Below are 22043 nucleotides of genomic sequence, written 5' to 3' on the forward strand. Positions count from 1 at the left end.
ATATTGCCGCGAAAAATTCAGCATCACCCCTCTCAAAGTTATTGGTTTAATCGTAATAAAGACAGATTCTTTGACCATTGACGGACTCAATTTGTACATCCATATCGTATAAACACTTCAAAGTTTCAGGTTGGATAACTTGATCTCTATGAGCTGCCTTAATCAATTGGCCATCTTTCATCGCAATTACATCATCTGAGTAGCAAGATGCAAAATTAATATCATGAAGTACGATAATAATAGTTTTTCCAACTTCACGTGTTAACTGACGTAAAGTCTTCATAATTTGCACAGAATATTTCATATCTAAATTATTTAAAGGTTCATCTAATAAAATATATTCCGTATCTTGTGCGATAGTCATTGCAATATAAGCACGTTGTCTTTGACCACCAGACAATGTTTTCAAATTACGGTCTTTAATTTCTTGTAATTGCAACAAATCTAAAGCTTCATTAATTTTTTCTTTATCTGTTTTAGTAAGGCGTCCTTTTGAATAAGGAAAACGTCCGAACGCGACAAGTTGCTCTACCGTAATATTAAGTTCGGTATGATTGGATTGCTTTAACACTGAAAGCTTTTTCGCAATTTCATTACTTTTGAAATTTTCAAGCGACTCTTCTTCCAATTTGATTTGGCCGGAGTCTATATCAATCAACCGACTGATAGCAGATAGCAAAGTACTTTTTCCAGCGCCATTCGGTCCAATTAAAGAAGTCAATCGTCCCTTTTGTATCGTCACATCAATCGATTGCAATATAGGCTTGTCTTGAATCGATTTATTCAAGTTTTCAACACTGATCATTGCGCGTTCCTCCTACTGATTAATAGATAAATAAAGTACGTACCACCGACGAGATTAATTAAAATGCTGACTTCAGTTGTGGCTTCAAAGAGATGTTCTACAATCCATTCGGCTGAGAACAAACTGATCCAACTTAATAAAATCGTAGCCGGTAATAAAAATTTATGTTCGTAAGTCTTCATAATTTCATGTGCTACATTGACCGTTAATAAACCTAAGAAAGTAATTGGTCCTACTAAAGCTGTGGCAATAGCTGTCAATACCGCTACCATTATCATCAATAAGCGTGTTACTCTGGTGTAATTGACACCAAGGTTGATGGCTTGTGCTTTGCCTAGTAATAAAACATCCAAATATGGCAAGATGATAATCGTGACAATAATTAATGCAATCAATACTACACCGCAGACCGCCACTAATTTTTCATTAGAAGCATTGAAGTTCGCAAACATTGAACTTTGAACGGCTAAGAACTCTTCAGGATTGATGACTAGCTCTATAAACCCTGTGATACTGCGAAAGAAAGTTCCAAGAATCACTCCGATTAATAAAATAAAATACACTGAGAAGTTTCCGTATTTGAAAATCACTTGGAACAGTAAAAGTGCAAATAATATCATAGCTACTAAAGTCAATGCGAAGTTTAAATAAAGATTGGTTACCGCAATCGACTGGACTCCGAAGACAAAGATAAGCAGTACTTTCACAAACATGTACACTGCGTCTAGACCCATCATGGAAGGTGTCAGTAATCGATTGACCGTAATCGCTTGAAAAATAATAACCGAGGTGCCGATAGCTCCCCCTACTAGCAACATTAAAATCAATTTACGGACCCGGCTTTGGAGTTGATATTCTAAAATATCCCAATCAATGCCGAGAAACAAATAAAGGACGCCTGTGATTATAGTAATTGTTATAAGTATAAGTAATTTAGTTGTCAGATGATTAGCTTTCATAGTTGCGGCTTCCTTTCAACAACATGGCTAAGAAAATAAAAGTACCGAAGACTCCTAATGTAAGTCCGATGTTGATTTCGTAAGGATAGACAATCAATCGCCCTATGATATCAGAAAAGAGCACGAAGATTGCACCGAGCAAAGCGGTATGTGGCAAAGCGTGCTTTAGATGATCGCCACGGTAAATTGACACAATGTTAGGCACTATTAGTCCTAAAAAAGGTAATGCGCCGACAGTTACCACGACTAATGCAGTCATTGTCGCAGTGATAGCTAGTCCGTACATCATAATCCGTTCGTAATTGACGCCGAGATTATGACTGAAGTCTTTTCCCATTCCAGCAATCGTAAAATAATTGGCAAAGATATAAGTCACGATCAGTAAAGGGATACTGAGATATAAGACTTCGTAACGACCGCTAGTAATAACTGCGAAGTTGCCGTTCAACCAGTTGCCGATGCTTTGAACTGCATTCGTACGCAAGGCAATAAAGGTTGTAAGACTGGATATAATGCCGCCGATCATGATACCGAGAAGCGGGACGAAGATGACATCTTTGAAGCGGATAACCTGTATCAACTTCATAAAGAAAAATGTTCCTGTAATACTTAATAATATAGCAAAGATAAGTTTAATGAGAATGTGTGCTTGCGGGAAAAATAAGAGCGCGATTAAAATACCTAATTTTGCCCATTCCATCGTTCCTGCAGTGGTAGGACTGACAAATTTATTCTGCATCATCTGCTGCATAATTAAGCCAGCTAAAGCAAGAGAGCTTCCAGAAATAATAATGCTGACAGTCCGAGGAACACGGCTTGAAAATAGTATATTGCGTTGTTCAGTAGACAAATGAAAGATATCTGCTAATCCAAGTTGGCTGACGCCGATAAATAAAGATAAGATGCTTAAGACAATAAAAATAAAGAATAATATAGGTCCGCGCATCAGCTGCCTGATAATCATAAACTGCTTGTGTCCTTTCTTGATATGATGAAATTTTCTCTATGTATTTGTTAGTGGAAATGATAATCATTATCACTTAATATCTATCCTATCATGTAAATTTTTTTTAGCAATAGGTTTTTGTATTTTCAATTTTTTTCTAACATGTTTTCAGATTAAATATGTAATATTCATGTATTTTAACTTTCAAAAAGTAAAAACTCCTCACACATTAATTAAATTACTCCTTAGAATTTACAAATTAATTTGTAATAATAAATTACATACCGATACGTATGAAAATATATTAAAAAAGCTACGATGAAATCTAAAACGATAGATTTCTTCATAGCTATTTTTTAAATTCGGTTTTATATTCTCATAAAATAGTTCGAAGTTATTCCCTCTAAACCTCGATAACTATTTTTTATTTAATAACCTTTTCTAATTCATCGATTTCTCTAATTGTTGTGGCAGTTGAACCTGAAGCATAGAACCATAGTTTTAGATCAAGCTCATAAACTTTGTTATCTTTTGTTGCTTTTACATTTTTAATAACATCATTTTTCAATAATTACTTATCGCTCGATTTACCAGTCATTAGTTGGCCACGGTCCATGAGTAAAACAATTTTAATTACTCTATTAAAAAAGCGCTGAATCCTAACTGCTAAACAGCAGCAAGATTCAACGCTCTCTTTGTTATTATTTATTTTTCTTCATCGTCAAAAATAAAGTCTTCATCTTTTAAAGGCTCAACATTTAAAGCTAATGTATAACCATCACCTTTAACTGAGAAGAAGTCATGGTTTTTCGTTGAAGTGTCTAACGCATTTTCGATAATCGGATTGAATTCACGCTCTTCAAAGTAAGGTTCGAATCCTAAGTTTGAAAGTGCCTTGTTTCCGTTGTAGCGCACATAATTTAAGACGTCTTTTGTTAAGCCGATATCATCATATAGTTTATGAGTATAAGATACTTCATTTTTATATAACTCTTCTAAAAGTTTATACATATGTTGATCAGCACGTTGCTTCTCATTCTCAGAAAGTTCATTACGTAAATGTTGCGCATCTAGACCTGTAAATACACCATGAATTGATTCATCGAGTAAAATTTTACGAATAATCTCACCTGATGTTGTCATGCGTCCTTGTCCAGCAAGATATAAAGGATAATAGAAGCCAGAATAAAACAAGAATGTTTCTAAGAATACACTAGAGACACGTGCAATATATTGGTCATAGATTGAAGCTTCTTTTGCCCATAGTTTATGATAATTACCGACAATTTTATCTGATTTATATTTTAGATGCGGTTCTTCTAATACCCATGTATCTAGTAAATAGTTTGTTTCACTAGATGGTAATAATGTTGTAAAAATATGAGAGTAACTTTTAGCATGAATTTGTTCCATCATTGCCATAAAGGAATAAACTGCTTTTTTACGCAAATCTTTAGTGTGAAGCATAATTAATGGCATTCCATCATCTGCTTGATGGGTATCTAAACCAGTTAGACCCGCCAATGCTTTTTTAAATGTATCTTGTTCCTCAGGTGTTAAAGTTTTCCAACTTGCAATATCTTTAGAGACTTTAAATTCTGTTTCTACCCACATTTGGGAAATGTTTTGTCGCCAAAACATATTAGTCATGTCTTCTTGCGTGTTCCAATTGACAGCGATCATCAAAGTGCATTCTCCATTCTTCATTTAATTTTAGTTTATCGTCAAGTGCTTAAAGGCGGGACCACTTACACACTTACTGTCATTGTGTAAAGTCGTCCCGATTTAATAATTACCAACTCAATTTTTAAGTTAATTTGTTAGATTGCACAACTTGTACATTCATCTACGCTCAATAATTTATTACGTGTATAATAAAGAGATTTCAATCCTTTATGGTGTGCATAAACATATAAGCGTGATAATTCACGTGTTGAAATTTCTGAGTTCACATATAGAATCGTTGAAATTCCTTGGTCAACGTGTTGTTGAATTGTAGCTACTAAATCAATTAAACGCATTTGATCAGTGTTAAATGCTGATTTATAGTACCACATTGTTTTAGGAGATAAGAATGGCATTGGATAGAATGTTTCTGAGTTGCCATAAGTACGACGTTCAATTTGATCTACAATCGGCATTACTGAACTTGTTGCATTCTGTACATAAGAAATACTTTGTGTAGGCGCTATTGCTAAACGATATGCATGATACAAACCATATTCTTTAACGTCTTCTTCTAGCGCTTTCCAATCTTCAGCTGTTGGAATTTCTAAGCCTTCAAATAATGCTTTGACTTTTTCATATTCAGGAACAATGTCAGCTTGCGTATACTTTTCAAAATACTTACCGCTCGCATAATCAGATTTATCGAAATCTTGATAAGCTTCGCCACGTTCTTTAGCAGTTTGCATTGAACGTTCAATTGAGTAATAGTTCATTGTCATAAAGAATACATTTGCAAAGTCTTTTGCCTCTTCAGATTCATAGCCGATTTGATTTTTAGCCAGATAACCGTGCAGGTTCATAACGCCTAGTCCTACTGAATGCAATTCGCTGTTGGCTTTGCGCACTCCAGGAGCATTTTGAATATTAGCTTCATCACTTACAACTGTTAGAGCATCCATGCCTGTGTGTACAGAATCTCTGAATTTACCTGATTCCATTACATTAACAATATTTAATGAGCCTAAGTTACATGAAATGTCACGTTTGATTTCATCTTCTACACCATAATCATTAATAATTGATGTTTCTTGTAATTGGAAGATTTCAGTACATAAGTTACTCATTTTGATTTGGCCAATATTAGAATTAGCGTGAACTTTGTTTGCATTATCTTTAAACATTAGATAAGGATAACCTGATTGCAATTGTGTTTGTGCAATTGTATTCAACATTTCACGTGCATCTTTTTTATGTTTTAAAATATTTGGGTTTGCAACCATATCGTCATAATATTTATCAAGGTCAATATCATCTAAGGTTACGCCATACTCGTTATAAACTGTATGTGGTGCGAACATGTAGAAGTCTTCGCCCTTTTTCGCCAGTTCAAAGAATTTAGCAGGCACAATTAAACCAGTAGAGATAGTTGATAAGCGGATATCTTCATCTGCGTTTACTTTTTTAGTGTCTAAAAATTCTTCGACATCGTAATGGAATATATTTAAATATACTGCGCCAGCTCCTGGTCTTTGACCAAGTTGATCTGCGTAGCTGAAACCGCCTTCTAATGATTTTGCAACAGGCAATACGCCTTTTGCTACACCTTTAATGCCTTTAATTGCTTCACCGCGCGCGCGTAGTTTAGATAAATTGATTGCTACGCCGCCTCCGATTTTACTCAACTGTTTCGCTGTTGAATCAATAAAGTTAATTGAATTCAAGCTGTCATCTACTTCTAATAAGAAACATGAAACAAGTTCGCCTCGACGTGCACGACCTGCATTTAAGAATGTCGGTGTTGCAGGTTGGTAGCGTTGTTCAATCATAGATGAAATGAATTGACGTGCTTGTGTTTTATCGCCATCTGCTAGATAAAGTGCCACAATCGTCACGTGTTGCGGATAGTCTTCTAAATATTGTTGTTTATCGTTAGTTTTAAGTGCATAATCTTTGAAAAATTTACTTGCAGACATATAGCTGGCAAATTTGAATGGTATACTGCGCGCAAACTCAGTCAATTCTTTCAAATCTTCCTCGCTGTATTGTGCAAATACATCTACATAGAAATCATTGTCGACAAGATAGTGCAAACGTTCAATTTCACTATCGAAATAAATAGTATGATCTTTAATCTCTTCAAGATAAACTTCTAGCGCTTCTTGATCTTTTTCCAAGCTGAAAAAGCCGTCTTCTTTACGCTTTGTTACCTCATTATTTAATTCAATATGATTATATTGCTTTTCGTTCATTGTCTTCATAAAAATGCCCCACCTTATCTTTAAACTCTTCAACGTCTTTTTGTGTTCCTTGTACTTCAAATTTCATTAAAAGAGGCACGAGGTATTCTCTGGATATTGTATCGCTGGCTTTTGCGAAGTTTTGTCCCCAATTTCGATTACCGCTACCAACTACTCCTCTTATCATTGTGCCGTTATGTTGCAAGAACGTCTTGACGACATCCGGTACTTCTCCAAATCCGATGGTACTAGTGACCAATATATAAGGTTCATCTATGCGTATTTCCGCACAGTTATCATTTGTAATCTCTAAGGTGTTATCAAAGCCTGTTCTTGTTATAAACCGTCTTACGTTTCCTGTGAATGAGAAATAAACTACCTTCATTGAATCACCCGCTTTCTTATAAAGAACGCGTCATCCTTTATCTCCATAGATTAAAGCAGAAGCCATAAATAAAAAACATGACAGGCTGTCTTATTGCTATTGTTGTTTCTTGAATGAGACTTTATGACTGCTGCATGTTTGCATTTGATAATGATATTAGAATGCACTTTCCTTTGACACTATATGTAGTGGTCATTCAATTTACGAGCTGTATATATTTGAATCTTTACCTTATCATTTTATCTGTTCCACTTTAAACGCATTTACAAGAATATCAACGCATTTTAACTGCTTTCAACCATTAAAAACACTTTAATCATGAATTAATCGTTTAAACGTTACTTTGTACTTTTAAAATAATAAGGTGTGAAAATGCATTAAAATAGTTAATTTTAAATTTAGCATTTTCCAACTTAACCACAACATATAGTGTTGGTTTTCGTTCTTCAATACTATATTATGTGATTCATTATACCTAACACACTTTGTAATTTCAAAGAGAATCATTGCTCAAAAATTATTTTTAAATTGTCATAATCGATGTAATGACCGTCACATCTATCGTTGAGGAATAAAAGTTTTTTAAAAAAAGGCCTCAAAATAAATAATTGTAGTTTTACCCTTGATTTTTTCAAAAATTATGCACTTCTTATGAAATCAAGTGTCTGCGATTATAGACCTGATCAGCTTGATACAACTATTTTAAAAAACTTAATTATTTACATCTTAAATCCTATATGGAAATTCAAACCTCTAAGTAGAACGTATGTTCGATTTGATTATAACTATTCTGCTAAAGAATTGCAAGGACTTATAGCAATACTAATTTGAATTATGCTAAGATGATATACGTTAAGTTTTGAAGAAAGTAGAGGCGAAAGTATGGATCCGAAAATTAAAGGCATCATTGCTATCCTCATTTCAGCAATCGGCTTTAGTTTTATGTCATTGTTCTTCAGACTTTCAGGTGACTTACCTGTATTTCAAAAGTCTTTAGCACGTAATTTAGTTGCGATGTTGATTCCTTTATATTTCTTATATAAATATAAACAACCGATGTTCGGTAAATTGAGTAGTCAACCCTTGTTGATTACCCGTTCTACTTTAGGTTTAGTCGGCGTATTATTAAATATTTATGCGATAGACCATATGTTGTTAAGTGATGCTGATACTTTAATGAAATTAAATCCTTTCTGGACTATTTTGTTAAGTTTAGTATTCTTGCATGAGAAAGTACGTAAATATCAAATTACTGCAATGATTGTAGCCATTATAGGAATGTTGTTTGTGGTACAGCCTCAATTTTCATCAGCTATGATACCTGCAATCGGCGGTTTATTCTCGGGTATTTTCGCCGCAGCTGCGTATACCTGCGTACGTGCCTTGAGCACTCGTGAAGCACCTTATACTATCGTGTTTTATTTTTCATTCTTCTCAATTGTAGCTTTAATTCCATTTGTAATCTTCACATATGAACCGATGTCTATGAAACAAATAGTTTATCTGATCGGCGCTGGATTATCTGCTGCAGTAGGTCAAATCGGCATCACCTTAGCGTACAGTTATGCTCCAGCACGTGACATTTCAATATTCACCTATGCATCTATCATCTTTACGGCTATCATGGGAATTGTCATCTTTGGTGAATCGCCAGATTTATACGCTACGCTCGGTTACGTTATTATTATTAGTGCAAGTTATTATATGTTTGAAAAAGCACGTCGGCAAGGTCGTAAAAATAAACCTGCTCGTGCACACAAAGGAGCGAATTAAAAAGTGTCAAATGAAGGACGTAAAAAAGAAGAACTTGAAGACATTACGTTATTAGGCAATCAAAACAATACTTATCATTTCGATTATAGACCAGATGTATTAGAAACTTTTGATAACAAGCATCAAGGTCGTGATTACTTTGTTAAATTTAATTGTCCAGAATTCACCTCTCTTTGTCCTATTACAGGACAACCAGATTTTGCGACAATTTATATTTCCTATATTCCAAATATCAAAATGGTAGAATCAAAATCATTGAAACTTTATTTATTTAGTTTCAGAAATCATGGTGATTTCCATGAAGATTGCATGAATATCATTATGAATGATTTAATTGAATTAATGGATCCGCATTATATTGAAGTATGGGGAAAATTCACGCCACGAGGCGGTATCTCAATCGACCCTTATACTAACTATGGTCGTCCAGATTCAAAATACGAACAGATGGCTGAATACCGTATGATGAATCATGACTTATATCCAGAAAATATCGATAATCGTTAATATTAACGCTCCTATTCAGGGGCGTTTTTTTAACAAACAAATATTATTAAACTTTTTGTGTAATTATTGTGCAATGAATAGCACAATAATTTTCAGAATTTTCTTGTATAACTTTTCCTTATCGCTTAAAATAACATTTAAGCAGTTAGGGGGAAATTTATGAATAAAAAACAATATACACGAGAAGAAGTTGTCAACAGTGTGCCACGTACAGGCTTCTTCGGACATCCTAAAGGACTAAGCACTCTATTCTTCACTGAATTTTGGGAGAGATTCAGTTACTATGGTATGAAAGCCATTTTAGTTTACTATCTATACTATTCAGTTGCTAAAGGCGGATTTGGACTCGATGAATCTGTAGCTATGCAAATTGTGGCCTTATACGGAACATTAATTTATATGTCTGGTGTCATTGGCGGTTGGATAGCAGACCGAATCACAGGTACGCAGAATGCTGTCTTTGTCGGCGGAATCTTTATTATGTTTGGTCACATCATTTTAAGCTTACCTGGCAATTTAACAGCTGTTATGATTGCATTACTACTGTTAATTATTGGTACAGGACTCTTGAAACCGAACATTTCAACTACAGTTGGTGAACTTTACGAGAAAAATGATCCACGTGTAGATTCAGCATTTACGATTTTCTACATGGGTATTAATGCAGGTGCTTTGTTGTCACCCATTATTACTGGATATTTACAAACACGTGTAGGTTTCCATGCAGGTTTCGCAACTGCTGCCATCGGTATGTTTATCGGACTTGTAATTTATTGGACAAAACGCAAAAAATATTTGAATTTAGCCGGACTGACTGTACATAATCCTATGACTAAAAATGATGTGAAGAAATTCTCTATCATTACTATTGTGATTGTAGCGGCGTTCGCTCTCTATCTTATTATTTTAAAAGCTTTTAACGCATTAACAATCGAAAACTTCAGTTTACTTGTTACTATTCTCGGAATTGCTTTGCCAGTATTCATTGTGGCTCGTATGTTAATGAGTAAAGAAGCAACGTCTGAAGAAAAATCACGTGTTCGCAGTTACATTCCTTTGTATATTACATCAGTAGCATTCTGGATGATTCAAGAACAAGGTTCAACTATTCTTGCAAACTTTGCAGATAAAAATACACAACTAAAAATGTCTGAACTTACAGGCGGCGCAATTCATTTTGATATTCCAGCAGCTTGGTTCCAATCACTGAATCCTATCTTTATCGTTGCATTAGCACCTGTATTCGCAACTTTATGGGTGAAATTAGGAAAACGTAACCCATCTACAGTAATGAAATTTGCAATGGGCGCTATTATTGCTGGCCTATCTTATCTCATTATGATGATTCCATTAGCTGGAGGATTGCATGGAGCACTGATCAATCCTATATGGCTCGTGCTCAGTTTCTTGCTTATTACAATCGGTGAACTTTGTATTTCTCCTGTTGGATTAGCGACTACTACTAAACTTGCACCTTATGCTTTTACAGCTCAAATGATGAGTTTATGGATGTTGAGTAATGCGACAGCTCAAGGGTTAAACGCACAGCTGGTAGTACTTTATAAAGGTATGAATCCTTCTGAGTATTTTATGTATTCAGGCTTATTAACAATCGTTATTGGTGTCTTGCTCATCGTAGTTTCTCCTATGGTTAAACGAGGCATGAAAGGTATTCATTAATTAATTAAAAAATATATTTCGTGGAGCGGGGACATAATGTCTCCGCTTCTTTTGTTTCCAAAGTAATTTATTCACTACTTTGACTGATAATTTGTAGATTAAATTGATGACTACAATAATCTGAAAATTGTTAATATTATTATTTTTAGAAAATTATTGAAACTATTAATTGATGAGAGTAAAATCTAATATAATCAGCCCGTTTAGGATAGAAAGGTCGGGATTAATTTGCAGAATAATTTGCATAATCAGCATGTTCAAGAAATTCCTCAAAGAGGTTTCTTCGGACATCCAAGAGGATTAGGAGTACTCTTCTTTGTAGAATTTTGGGAGAGATTCAGTTATTACGGAATGCGTGCACTCTTAATCTTTTACATGTTTTACGCCATTAAAGATGGCGGTTTAGGAATGGATGAGGTTACAGCACAATCTGTAATGTCTATTTATGGTTCACTTATTTTTATGACTACAATTATTGGAGGTTGGGTAGCCGACAGAATCACAGGTACACGTGGTGCTACTATGTATGGTGCCGTATTGATTATCATCGGCCATGTGGTGCTTAGTCTGCCACTCGCAAATATTGGTTTATATGTGTCGATGTTCTTTATTATTATAGGTTCTGGTCTTATGAAACCGAATATTTCTAATATTGTAGGTCGCTTGTACCCTGAAAACGATTCACGTATCGATTCAGGTTTTGTTATTTTCTATATGTCAGTGAATATGGGTGCCTTAGTCGCACCGCTTATTTTAAATCAATTCTCTGACAACCACAAATTCCACCAAGGCTTCTTAATTGCAGCAATTGGTATGGCTGTGGCACTTGTCATTTATTTGATTTTTAACAAACGCAACTTAGGAAATGTAGGTTTAAGACCTACCAACCCGCTTTCAGCAGCTGAAAAGAAATGCTATGGCATCATCGTAGGAGCAGTTGCAGCAATTATTGCTATCGTAATATTGATTACTGTACTTACAGGTACATTCACCTTCGATATGATTAGTACAACAGTATTAATCTTAGGTGTTGCATTGCCGATAATTTACTTCACGATCATGATTAGAAGTAAAGAGGTTTCTTCAGATGAACGTTCTCGTGTTATCGCATTTATTCCTTTGTTCATTATCGGAGTTATTTTCTGGTCAATTCAAGAACAAGGTTCTAATGTACTTAACATTTACGCTTTCAAAGGTACAGATATGACAATCAACCTATTTGGATGGACTTCAGCCTTTGGGAAAACCTATTTCCAATCTATTAATCCACTGTTCATCGTATTATTAGGTCCTGTTATTTCTTATATCTGGAAAAAAATGGGAGAACGTCAACCAAGTTTAGCTACTAAATTCGTTTGGGGTGCTGTATTAGCTGGTATCTCTTATATCATGATTGCCTTTGTAATGATGGGCAGCGGTGGTCATCAAATCACTGTAAACTGGGTAATATTATCTTATATCATTTGTGTAATCGGAGAGCTATGTATTTCGCCGACTGGTAATAGTGCTGCTGTAAAACTAGCACCTAAGGCATTTAATTCTCAAATGATGAGTTTATGGTTATTAACGAATGCTACTGCACAAGCAATCAATGGTACATTAGTTAAACTTATTAAACCTTTAGGCTACCAAAATTATTTCTTATTCTTGGGCTGTTTAGCAGTAGTCATCGGTTTAGTCACACTAGCATTTGTACCAAAAATTGTTAAAGGTATGCGCGGCATCCGTTAATTGTCACAATATTATTATTTTTAGAGGGAATCAGATTATTATTCTGTTCTAGCCCCTCTCCTTATAAAAATAGCTGTGAAGAATTCATAATAGATTTCTTCACAGCTATTCTTTATTTTCTGGCAGCGAACACAATATAGTTCATGCGCGCTTTCAATTGATTCATTGTTTTAAACATAGCGAAATACATCTTCAGTTCTTCTTAATAAATAGAATAGAAAAGATGGTGGTTTCAACCTTCTTTTTGTTAGTTTAGCTCGGATGAACCAACGAAGTATTATCTCTATTCAGCTACTTACCCTTAGTTATATTTCTTCATTTCCCAGGAAATACTTTTCTACTTCTTTCCAGTTATTAACACGCTCAAAATCTTCGTTATGAATATTATGTGCAGCAGTATACATTAATGACTTGCCAGTAAAACGCTCTAACTGACGTGGATTATCATCAATTAAATAATCAGCTTTAACAATATTTTTACGTCCACAAAAGACAAATTGTTGAGAATCTAAAAATGGAAAATGCGTACGCAGCCATTCATACTTTTCATGAAATGATGTTGGAACATCCATAGCAGCAGTCGCAATATAAATATCATAATGCTCCGACAGTTTTTCCACTACTTCTTGAGCGTCTTGAATTACTTCTAAATTTTTAAAGAAGCCAGGTTCTCTTAATACTTCATCTAAAACACCTTCGTGTTCAGGCATAAAATGTCGAATTTTATTACCGTCTAAAAGTGCTTCTTTGATACCTAAATCTGTACGGGCATTGACTTCTTCAATCAAGGCTTTAATTGTATCAGCTAATACTTCATCCATATCAATGGCAATCGATTTTCTCTCCATACTATGTAACTTCCTTTCCTCTTTATCCATTACGAGTATAGCATATCTCTATAATTATTATGTAAATGAAAAAAGAGCAGAACTGAAATCGATCATATGATTTCCAAAGTACTGCTCTCTTATAATTATTTTTCTAAATTACGCCTCAAAATCAAAATTCTTTAACACTTCAATCATCTTAGCATTTTGTTCTGGAAAACCAATTGTAATACGGACGCCAATTGGAAATTCTCTGGTAATGCAACCGACTTTAAGTAACGCTTCATATAATGCTTTAGGTCGCTTTGTTTTTACAAAAATAAAATTAGTTTGGCTATCAAAGAAATGCTTGCTTTCTGGAATAGCGAAAAATTTCTCACGTTCTTCTGCATTACGTTTTTGAATTTCTTTTAAATAATCTTGGTCTTCATAAGCAGCCACTGCCGCATATTCTGATAAGCGCCCTACGTTAAATGGCGGACGGATAATATTATAATTGTGAATCGCTTCTTCTGTAGCAATAATATAACCGACACGCAAACCTGCTAATCCATATGCTTTAGAGAAAGTGCGCAACAAGAAGGCATTTGGGAACTTCTCTTGCAGCTTCAAAGTATCAGGGAAATCTTTCGCAGTCATAAATTCAAAATAAGCTTCATCTACAAGCACTGGTACATTGCCTGGTACTTGTTCTAAAAATGCTTCTAATTCTTCATGCGTCACATATGTTCCTGTTGGATTGTTAGGGTTACAAATCCATACTAGAGCTGTATTTTCATCGATTTCTTGCAAGATTCCTTCTAAATCAAATTGTCCATTTTCTTTTAAAGGTACTTGCACAACTTCAGCGGACTCAACGATGGCGTTGTGATAATATTGTCCGAATGTCGCTTGGCTCGTTACAATCTTATCTCCAGGTGTTAGTACAGCACGTGAAATCATTAAGATTACTTCGTCCAATCCCGCACCAAATAAAATACGCTTCTCATCGATATTCAAATTCTCTGCTATTTTTTTACGTAATGTCGGTGCACCTGTTTCAGGGTAATAAAGGACTTCATCTACATGTTCTTTAATCGCTTCTTTTGCTTTAGGAGAAGGTCCATATAAATTCTCGTTAGATGCAAGTTTGTGCAATTCGATATCTAAATCAAACTGCTCTTTTAATGCGCGTGGTGACAATCCTGGTTGGTATGCGGATAATTGTTGAATTTGTTTTTTCATGTGGTAAAGCCCCCCGTTTAAATTGACTGATATTTTTGAATTTAATAAATATTATATCACATCTATGGGTACGCCGTGTAGCCCTTTATTCTATAAGGTTTATAGGTTCTTGCATATTGCATTGGTTACGTTTTGACTACGAAATTCATTTTTAGTAAATCAAAATACGATAAAAACATTTTAGTAATTGATATTTTTTTAGGATATTATGAGTAAAATACACCTTCAAAACTTCCATTTTAATTTAAATGTCTGTTTTGAAAGGACTATCCCAATCATTAGTGTACTATTTTTTATTCTTTTTATTCTTTTTATTCTTTTCGTTAATAGTTATGACTGTAGGCAGAAATACGCAACACATTATTATAACTAGAATTATTCCTATACTCACAAGTTCTCAACTCCCTATTCGTTTTTTGATATACGAAAATCAATGTTTAAAAAGCGGACAAACTTATAGTAACAATAGTTACAAACATATAATTGATATTTAAATTCATTAGTAATAATTTGATTTATATTATATATCTTTTCACAATAAGAATGCAAACTTGTTTTTTAAATACTGCTAAATTACCCGTGAGGGAGAAAGAGGAAATGATATATTATTATGTTCCAGCTACCTCGGGCTTAAATATATATGCGCCACAAACGACTAGACATTTCATTTTCCCTCTTACTCATCAACAAAATTTGTCATCATCTTCCTTCCCGCTTTGTCACCCACCTCACATTATCTATTCCGACAGCTTCTGCAGATTTATAAAAAAGGACCAGAACATTCTTTTTGTCCCGGCCCTGTAATAAATCCCAAGCAGCTTTATCATTATTTAATCAAGTGATGTTTCTCTAAATAATCTTTTGCTACTTTATATGGATCTTCATTTTTCACTGTTACTTTATAATTCATTTCTTGCATTTCTTCATCTGTAATTTTACCCGCTAATTTATTTAATGGCTTTTTAATTTCAGGATGTTCTTTTAAGTATTTTTCTTTGAACATCGGTGCGCCTTGATATGGCGGGAAGACATGCTTATCATCTTTCAATACTTGCATATCATATTGTTTTAATTCAGCGTCTGTAGAATAGGCATCAATTAAGTTAATGTCACCTTTCTTGACTGCTTGATAACGTAATTTCGGTTCCATAGTGCGGATATTATCAAATTTTAAATCATAGGCTTTAGAAACCGCTTTAAAACCATCTGGACGATCATTAAACTCTAGTGTGAAACCAGGTTTGATTTGATCTTGAACTTTTTCTAAATCGCCGATTGTTTTTAAGTGATGCTTTTCAGCAAAATCGCGTTTAACCGCTAATGCATAAGTGTTGTTATATTTCATCGGTTTCAATAAAGTCATCTTATCTTTCTTTTCAAGACTTGTTTTAGCTTGCTCATACACTTTATGTTCTTCTTTAGATTTTAAGGGTTCTTTCGTTAATTCACCTAGAACTGTACCTGTAAATTCTAAGTAACCATCGATATCATCGGATTTCAAGGCATTGAACAAGAAGGATGTTTTACCCATTCCATCTTTTACATCTACTGTATCGTCCGTCTCTTCTTCAATTAAAATTTTATACATATTCGTAATAATTGAAGGTTCAGAACCTAATTTACCAGCAATTGTAACTTTGTCACCTTTGCCACCAAACAATGGGATAACAATGACGAGAACGACAATAAGTAAAAGCGCACCTAAAGTAATCAGTAATTTTTTATAAGATAACTTTTGCATATAGCGTAAAGCTAAATCAAAGATAATAGCTAAAATAGCTGCTGGAATCGCACCTAATAAAATAAGAGAACTATTATTTCGGTCAATACCGAGTAAGATTAAATCCCCTAGACCACCTGCACCAATTAATGCTGCTAATGTGGCAGTACCGATAATAAGCACCATAGCAGTACGTATCCCTGCCATGATAATCGGCATCGCAATAGGCAGTTCGACTTTCGTCAGTCTTCTTCCAGGCTTCATTCCAATCCCTTTAGCCGCTTCCACTAAGGAAGGATCCACTTCTTTGATCCCAGTGTATGTATTTCTGAGAATCGGCAGCAAAGCATAAACCACTAAAGCAATAATAGCCGGTAAAGTTCCAATTCCAAAAATAGGAATCATTAATCCTAAGAGTGCTAATGACGGAATCGTTTGCAGCACAGCAGCAATATTAATGACAAACTCAGATACATGCTTCGTCTTCGTTAGCAAAATACCAAGCGGAACTCCAATCAAGCATGCAATTAAAAGCGCAATAAATGAAATTTGAATATGTTCTAATATAGTACTGAGCAACTCGCCTTTACGTGCGGATAACGTTTCTAAAAATGCATTCATGATGCGTCACCTCTTTCACTATCAGCTAAGAAGTTGAAAATATCTTCTCTCGTTAACATGTGTGTTTGACCCTTACGCTCTACTGCAATTGCATCGTAGCGTGCTAAATCTTCATACACTTTCTTTAAAGGTGCATCATGTTGCACAATAGGCAAATCGTGTGTTGATTGAAGAGATTTCAATTCAGTATTTTGCAATACATCATCCAATTTCAACTGTTGTTGAACATTTCTATCATATTGACTGATAAATTGTTTCACGAAATCGTTTTTAGGATGTTGGATAAAATGCTCTGGAGTATCGATTTGTTCCACATGTCCCTCATTTAGTAAACAAATTCGATCTCCCAGCTTCATCGCTTCATCAATATCGTGTGTTACAAAAATAATAGTTTTCTTAATCTGCTTTTGCAGTTCAATCAAGTCATCTTGCAATTTTGTACGGCTGATTGGATCTAAGGCGCTGAAAGGTTCATCCATTAAAATAACAGGCGGATCAGCAGCAAGGGCTCTGATTACCCCCACACGTTGTCTTTGTCCACCAGATAACTCATCAGGTTTGCGATCGCGATATGTACCAGGATCTAAATTTACCATTTTTAGTAATTCATCTACGCGTGCATCAATTTTATCTTTATTCCAACCTTTCATTTGAGGAACTTGCGCAATATTCTCTTTCACTGACATATGCGGAAAAAGAGCAATTTGCTGTAATACATAACCAATGTCCCAACGCATTTCGTATACTGGATAATCACTGATAGGTGCATCTTTAAAATAAATGTAGCCTTCTGTCAACGGTATTAAACGATTAATCATTTTCAACGTCGTCGTTTTTCCGCATCCAGACGGTCCGATTAAAACAAAAAACTCCCCTTCATTAATTTTGAAGCTGACATCATCAACTGCAGTTTTATTTCCATATTTTTTGCTGACATTCTTGAACTCTATCATTCCCTCACCCACATTTCTCTTTATTTAAAAAAGAACAACAAGCTAACATTGGTGGCACCCTTTCGTTGTTAAACTTGCTGTTCTTAAAAATCACTTTAAACTTGTGCTTTATAATTATGAATAGTTTCAATGAATTTCGGACAATAATGCTTTAATTTATAGCTGCCGACTCCATCAATTGCAATCATCTCTTGTTTTGATTCTGGTTTGCGTTTCGCAAATTCTTCTAAAGTGAAATCTGTGAAGATACTAATCGGTGCAATATTCAGCTTTTCGCTCAAGCTTTTTCTAACCGCAACTAATTCATCAAATAAAGCACGGTCTACACCTTCGATAGTATTGATATTTACTTTTTCTTTGGCTTTACGTTTAAACGGTACCGTATAAATTTTCAAACTTTCACTTAACACTTTTTTAACCTTTTTATCACAAGTCAAAACTTCATCATTTTCATTCAAAAAGCCTTTGAATCGTAATTCATCAATCAGATGACTGCATTCTGAGGTTGTATAAGATTTCATAATTCCGAAAGTGGACAACTCATCGTATTGATTATATTTTACATAATCAGAAATCTCCCCTCTCAGTACTTGAATTATCACGCCGTAAGTTTCTTGCTGACGCATACGGACAATACAGCTGATGATTTTTTTGGCTTCGTCTGTCATGTCATAAGTTTTATTTTCATTGACGCAATTACTGCAACGTCCGCATTCTTCTAGTTTCTCATTAGGTTCAAAATAATGGACTAGCGTGGCTTCTAAACACTTTTTCGTCTTCGTATATTGAATCATTTTATTGAGTTTCTCGCCCATTTTTTCTTTATAATCATCATCTGCCTTAGAAGAAGCAATAAAGAATTGATGCAGACCGATGTCACGTTCACTATATAATAAAATACAATCACTCTCTAAACCATCACGTCCAGCACGGCCCGCTTCTTGATAATAAGATTCCAAATCACCTGGCATATTATAGTGAATGACGAAGCGAACATTAGATTTATCGATGCCCATTCCAAATGCATTTGTCGCAATAACGACCTTCGTTTTATCAAAAACAAAGTCGTTTTGAGCCGCTTCACGTTCTTTATTAGTTAAACCCGCATGATAAATCGCACTATTAATATCTTGGTCTTCAAAAACTTGTTGCAGTTCTTCCACTTGTTTACGTGTAGAGCAATAAATAATACCCGCTTTATCTGCGTGTTCCTTTACATATTCCAACACAAATTTCTGACGTTGATACGTTGAATTGACTTTAAATTTCAAATTAGGACGTTTGATACTCGTCTTAACCATATCATTTGAAGCAATATGCAGTCTTTCCATAATATCTTGCTGCACCTCAGCTGTCGCAGTAGCAGTCAAAGCAGCAACTGCAAAGTGTTGCGGCAAACACATCACTTTACCGATGACTTGTTGGTAACTCGGTCTGAAATCATGACCCCATTTTGAAATACAGTGTGCTTCATCAAATGCGACCAATTTAATATCCAATCCATAAAGCAATTTCATGAACTGATTATTTTCAAAGCGTTCTGGAGCCACATATAAAAATTGTATTTCACCATTAAGCAATTGTTTCTCTACAGCTTTTTGGTCTTTTTGAGACAAACTACTGTTTAAATATGCTGCATTAATCCCCATCGCTTTCAGCTGATCTACTTGGTCTTTCATCAATGAAATCAACGGACTGATTACAACAGTGACTCCGCCCATCATCAGACCCGGTACTTGATAACATAATGATTTACCGCCACCAGTCGGTAAAACCCCTAACACATTTTGTTTATCTAGTATTTTGGAAATAATTTCTTTTTGTCCAGGACGGAATGTTTGGTATCCAAAATAATGTGATAATGTTGTTTCCATATTTTTGACCCCTCATTGTTCCTTTAATTCTTCAAGTTCACTCCATCTTGTCATATCTTGCTCGTATTGTGCCTCTAAAGTTTCTTTTTCAGAATTAAGTGCTTGTATTTTTGTATAATCATCACTCGCATCTACCATCTCTTGTTCAATTGCTTCAAGACGCGCTTCTGATTCCTCAATTCTTGCCATCACCGTTTCATATTCACGCTTTTCTTTATACGATAACCCTTTACGTTGTCTTTCTTTCGTTTGTTTAGGTTGTTGTTTGCTTGCTTCTTTACGCTTAGTTTGTTCTTCTTTATATGTTTCATAATCTTCGAAGTTTCCGATAATACGTTCAATTTGCCCATCATGAACATACCAGAATTCTTGAGCGACCTTGTTCAAGAAGTATCTATCGTGACTGACAGTAATAATAGTGCCACCGAACGTCGCAATATAGTCCTCAAGAATGGTCAATGTTTCGGTATCTAAATCATTCGTAGGCTCATCTAATAATAATACATTCGGTTGATGTACTAACAGTCTAAGCAAGTAAAGTCTTTTTTGTTCTCCGCCTGACAGTTTATATACCTTTTTACCGTGTGTGGCACTTGGGAATAAAAATCTTTCTAATAGCTGCGTGACTGAAACAGTCGTTCCATCTTTTTCTTTGGCAACTTCACTTTCCTCTCGTAAAAAGTCAATCACACGGATATCTCTGTCTAAACGTTCATCAGTTTGCTTAAAGTAGGCAGTCTTCACTGTTTGACCTATTTTAACAACCCCTGAGTAATCAGTATCTTCTCCAGCTAAAATATTCAATAATGTTGTTTTGCCAGCACCATTCGGTCCCACAATACCGATTTGCTGTCCATTTTGAATAATCTGAGTTACATGTTCAAATAAAGTCTTTCCTGCAATTTGCTTAGTCAAATCTTCTAATTCGAAGACTTGTTTACCTAATCTTGAATGTGCAAGATTAAGTTGTCCTGTTTCGCGTGTTGTCTGGTTCTTAACTTGTGATTCCAAATCACTGAAACGATTGATTCTTGCTTGTTGTTTTGTTGAACGTGCCTTTGCTCCTGCACGCATCCAAGACAATTCCTGTTTATATAATGAACGTTGCTTCTGATTTTGCTGCTGCTCGATTTGTTCATTTTCAGCACGCATCGCAATATAATCCTCGTAGTTCCCTGGATACGTACGCAATTTACCTCTATCTAATTCAACAATACGTGTAGAGACTTCATTCAGAAAGTACCGATCATGCGTCACAAAAAGTACAGTATGCGGATATTGTTTAACATAATTAATCAACCATTTAATCGAATCGAAGTCTAGGTGGTTAGTCGGTTCATCTAACAATAATAAATCCGGTTGTTCGATTAACGTTTTAGCAAGCACCACCCTTTTTTGCTGTCCACCTGACAATGCTTGTACAGATTGAGTAGTATCATTTATTCCTAATTTTGATAATATCGTTTTGACCTCTGCACTATAATCCCAAGCTTCTGCTTGATCCATTGCTTCTTGAGCTTGCATCATTTTTTGAAAGTCCGCATCATTTTGAGTTTCAGTATACCGTTGAACTGCTGTTTCATAATTTTTGATCAACTTAACTGCAGTTGTATCTGCGCTCAATACTTCTTCTAAAACTGTCTTATCTTCATCCAAGTCTTGCTTTTGAGATGAATAACGAATGCGATATTGATTGGGGCAATTTACTTCTGCTTCATAGTCATCATCTAAGCCCGCTATCACTTTCAGCAAAGTACTTTTGCCAGTTCCATTGATTCCTACAAGTCCAATGCGTTCATGTTCTGAGACAGATAAGTGTAAATCATCAAATATTACCTTATCCGCGTAAGATTTATGTAAGTGTTCTATTTTGTATGATTCCATTTTCAGCCTCCACTTATATTCGTACGTTCATTTGTCCTATTATTCACTATTTGGGGTTGCTTATAGTGAAATCAGTTCCATATATTATACACCTTTTAGAGTTGAAATGATACTGTCGCACCGCTTAGAAGTATCTATTATTATTAAGAAATTGTAAATAAATCATGAGAAAAAGAAATAATAGACAAATTTTATTATTGTGTCGATTTATATGAGGTCAAAAAGAAAGAGAGTATTTAGAACTCAACA

16 protein-coding genes are annotated in these 22043 nt (G+C 34.9%); 4 read left to right on the forward strand and 12 right to left on the reverse strand.

Annotation, left to right across the window (positions count from 1 at the left end):
* Nucleotides 1–46 precede the first annotated feature (46 nt).
* The 6 genes from CKV71_RS10410 to nrdI form a co-directional block, all read right to left on the reverse strand.
* The gene (locus tag CKV71_RS10410; protein WP_095106517.1) at nucleotides 47–805 is read right to left on the reverse strand and encodes an iron ABC transporter ATP-binding protein; all 759 of its coding nucleotides are present in this window, start codon (nucleotides 803–805) and stop codon (nucleotides 47–49) included.
* Nucleotides 802–1764: an iron chelate uptake ABC transporter family permease subunit gene (locus CKV71_RS10415; RefSeq protein ID WP_095106519.1), complete on the reverse strand. Its 963-nt coding sequence runs from the start codon at nucleotides 1762–1764 to the stop codon at nucleotides 802–804. Before CKV71_RS10415 ends, CKV71_RS10410 begins: the two co-directional genes overlap by 4 nt.
* A complete protein-coding gene (locus tag CKV71_RS10420) occupies nucleotides 1754–2710 on the reverse strand; it encodes an ABC transporter permease (protein ID WP_371684987.1) in 957 nt (318 codons plus the stop codon). Before CKV71_RS10420 ends, CKV71_RS10415 begins: the two co-directional genes overlap by 11 nt.
* A gap of 705 nt (nucleotides 2711–3415) precedes the next feature.
* Nucleotides 3416–4393 carry a class 1b ribonucleoside-diphosphate reductase subunit beta gene (gene nrdF / locus CKV71_RS10425; RefSeq protein ID WP_095106521.1) on the reverse strand — a complete coding sequence of 326 codons (978 nt, stop codon included), beginning with the start codon at nucleotides 4391–4393 and terminating at the stop codon, nucleotides 3416–3418.
* Nucleotides 4394–4530: 137 nt separating this feature from the next.
* Nucleotides 4531–6636, reverse strand: a complete 2106-nt coding sequence (gene nrdE / locus CKV71_RS10430; RefSeq protein WP_095106523.1) for a class 1b ribonucleoside-diphosphate reductase subunit alpha — start codon at nucleotides 6634–6636, stop codon at nucleotides 4531–4533.
* Nucleotides 6608–7000: a class Ib ribonucleoside-diphosphate reductase assembly flavoprotein NrdI gene (gene nrdI / locus CKV71_RS10435; protein WP_095106525.1), complete on the reverse strand. Its 393-nt coding sequence runs from the start codon at nucleotides 6998–7000 to the stop codon at nucleotides 6608–6610. The genes nrdE and nrdI overlap by 29 nt, the downstream gene beginning before the upstream one ends.
* Nucleotides 7001–7882: 882 nt before the next feature.
* Between nrdI and CKV71_RS10440 the strand changes: the two genes are divergently transcribed.
* From CKV71_RS10440 to CKV71_RS10455, 4 genes are all read left to right on the forward strand, one after another.
* Nucleotides 7883–8773 (forward strand): DMT family transporter, encoded by an 891-nt coding sequence (locus CKV71_RS10440; RefSeq protein WP_095106527.1) that lies wholly within the window; start codon nucleotides 7883–7885, stop codon nucleotides 8771–8773.
* A gap of 3 nt (nucleotides 8774–8776) precedes the next feature.
* Nucleotides 8777–9280: a preQ(1) synthase gene (queF, locus tag CKV71_RS10445; RefSeq protein ID WP_095106529.1), complete on the forward strand. Its 504-nt coding sequence runs from the start codon at nucleotides 8777–8779 to the stop codon at nucleotides 9278–9280.
* 159 nt (nucleotides 9281–9439) lie between these two features.
* On the forward strand, nucleotides 9440–10960 hold the full coding sequence (locus CKV71_RS10450) for a peptide MFS transporter (protein ID WP_095106531.1): 1521 nt from the start codon (nucleotides 9440–9442) through the stop codon (nucleotides 10958–10960).
* 228 nt (nucleotides 10961–11188) lie between these two features.
* Complete coding sequence (locus tag CKV71_RS10455) at nucleotides 11189–12691, forward strand: peptide MFS transporter (protein ID WP_095106532.1); 1503 nt, start codon at nucleotides 11189–11191, stop codon at nucleotides 12689–12691.
* A gap of 305 nt (nucleotides 12692–12996) precedes the next feature.
* On the opposite strand, the gene CKV71_RS10460 is transcribed toward CKV71_RS10455, so the two are convergent.
* The 6 genes from CKV71_RS10460 to CKV71_RS10485 form a co-directional block, all read right to left on the reverse strand.
* Nucleotides 12997–13539 carry a 5' nucleotidase, NT5C type gene (locus CKV71_RS10460; RefSeq protein ID WP_095106534.1) on the reverse strand — a complete coding sequence of 181 codons (543 nt, stop codon included), beginning with the start codon at nucleotides 13537–13539 and terminating at the stop codon, nucleotides 12997–12999.
* Between the two features lie 138 nt (nucleotides 13540–13677).
* Nucleotides 13678–14742, reverse strand: a complete 1065-nt coding sequence (hisC, locus tag CKV71_RS10465) for a histidinol-phosphate transaminase (protein WP_095106536.1) — start codon at nucleotides 14740–14742, stop codon at nucleotides 13678–13680.
* An 826-nt stretch (nucleotides 14743–15568) separates the two neighbouring features.
* Complete coding sequence (locus CKV71_RS10470; protein WP_095106539.1) at nucleotides 15569–17083, reverse strand: ABC transporter permease/substrate-binding protein; 1515 nt, start codon at nucleotides 17081–17083, stop codon at nucleotides 15569–15571.
* Complete coding sequence (locus CKV71_RS10475) at nucleotides 17080–18036, reverse strand: ABC transporter ATP-binding protein (protein WP_095106542.1); 957 nt, start codon at nucleotides 18034–18036, stop codon at nucleotides 17080–17082. The genes CKV71_RS10470 and CKV71_RS10475 overlap by 4 nt, the downstream gene beginning before the upstream one ends.
* Before the next feature lie 95 nt (nucleotides 18037–18131).
* The gene (gene recQ, locus CKV71_RS10480) at nucleotides 18132–19910 is read right to left on the reverse strand and encodes a DNA helicase RecQ (protein WP_095106544.1); all 1779 of its coding nucleotides are present in this window, start codon (nucleotides 19908–19910) and stop codon (nucleotides 18132–18134) included.
* Between the two features lie 12 nt (nucleotides 19911–19922).
* The gene (locus tag CKV71_RS10485) at nucleotides 19923–21800 is read right to left on the reverse strand and encodes an ABC-F family ATP-binding cassette domain-containing protein (protein ID WP_186824437.1); all 1878 of its coding nucleotides are present in this window, start codon (nucleotides 21798–21800) and stop codon (nucleotides 19923–19925) included.
* Nucleotides 21801–22043: the final 243 nt, after the last annotated feature.

It is taken from the genome of Staphylococcus piscifermentans (genome assembly GCF_900186985.1).
GTDB classification, from domain to species: Bacteria; Bacillota; Bacilli; order Staphylococcales; family Staphylococcaceae; genus Staphylococcus; species Staphylococcus piscifermentans.

Bases quoted from the DNA above. Each gene is read 5' to 3' on its own strand.
- CKV71_RS10410 (WP_095106517.1), bottom strand. From the start codon at position 805: ATGATCAGTGTTGAAAACTTGAATAAATCGATTCAAGACAAGCCTATA.
- CKV71_RS10415 (WP_095106519.1), bottom strand. From the start codon at position 1,764: ATGAAAGCTAATCATCTGACAACTAAATTACTTATACTTATAACAATT.
- CKV71_RS10420 (WP_371684987.1), bottom strand. From the start codon at position 2,710: ATGCGCGGACCTATATTATTCTTTATTTTTATTGTCTTAAGCATCTTA.
- nrdF (WP_095106521.1), bottom strand. From the start codon at position 4,393: ATGATCGCTGTCAATTGGAACACGCAAGAAGACATGACTAATATGTTT.
- nrdE (WP_095106523.1), bottom strand. From the start codon at position 6,636: ATGAAGACAATGAACGAAAAGCAATATAATCATATTGAATTAAATAAT.
- nrdI (WP_095106525.1), bottom strand. From the start codon at position 7,000: ATGAAGGTAGTTTATTTCTCATTCACAGGAAACGTAAGACGGTTTATA.
- CKV71_RS10440 (WP_095106527.1), top strand. From the start codon at position 7,883: ATGGATCCGAAAATTAAAGGCATCATTGCTATCCTCATTTCAGCAATC.
- CKV71_RS10450 (WP_095106531.1), top strand. From the start codon at position 9,440: ATGAATAAAAAACAATATACACGAGAAGAAGTTGTCAACAGTGTGCCA.
- CKV71_RS10460 (WP_095106534.1), bottom strand. From the start codon at position 13,539: ATGGAGAGAAAATCGATTGCCATTGATATGGATGAAGTATTAGCTGAT.
- hisC (WP_095106536.1), bottom strand. From the start codon at position 14,742: ATGAAAAAACAAATTCAACAATTATCCGCATACCAACCAGGATTGTCA.
- CKV71_RS10470 (WP_095106539.1), bottom strand. From the start codon at position 17,083: ATGAATGCATTTTTAGAAACGTTATCCGCACGTAAAGGCGAGTTGCTC.
- CKV71_RS10475 (WP_095106542.1), bottom strand. From the start codon at position 18,036: ATGATAGAGTTCAAGAATGTCAGCAAAAAATATGGAAATAAAACTGCA.
- recQ (WP_095106544.1), bottom strand. From the start codon at position 19,910: ATGGAAACAACATTATCACATTATTTTGGATACCAAACATTCCGTCCT.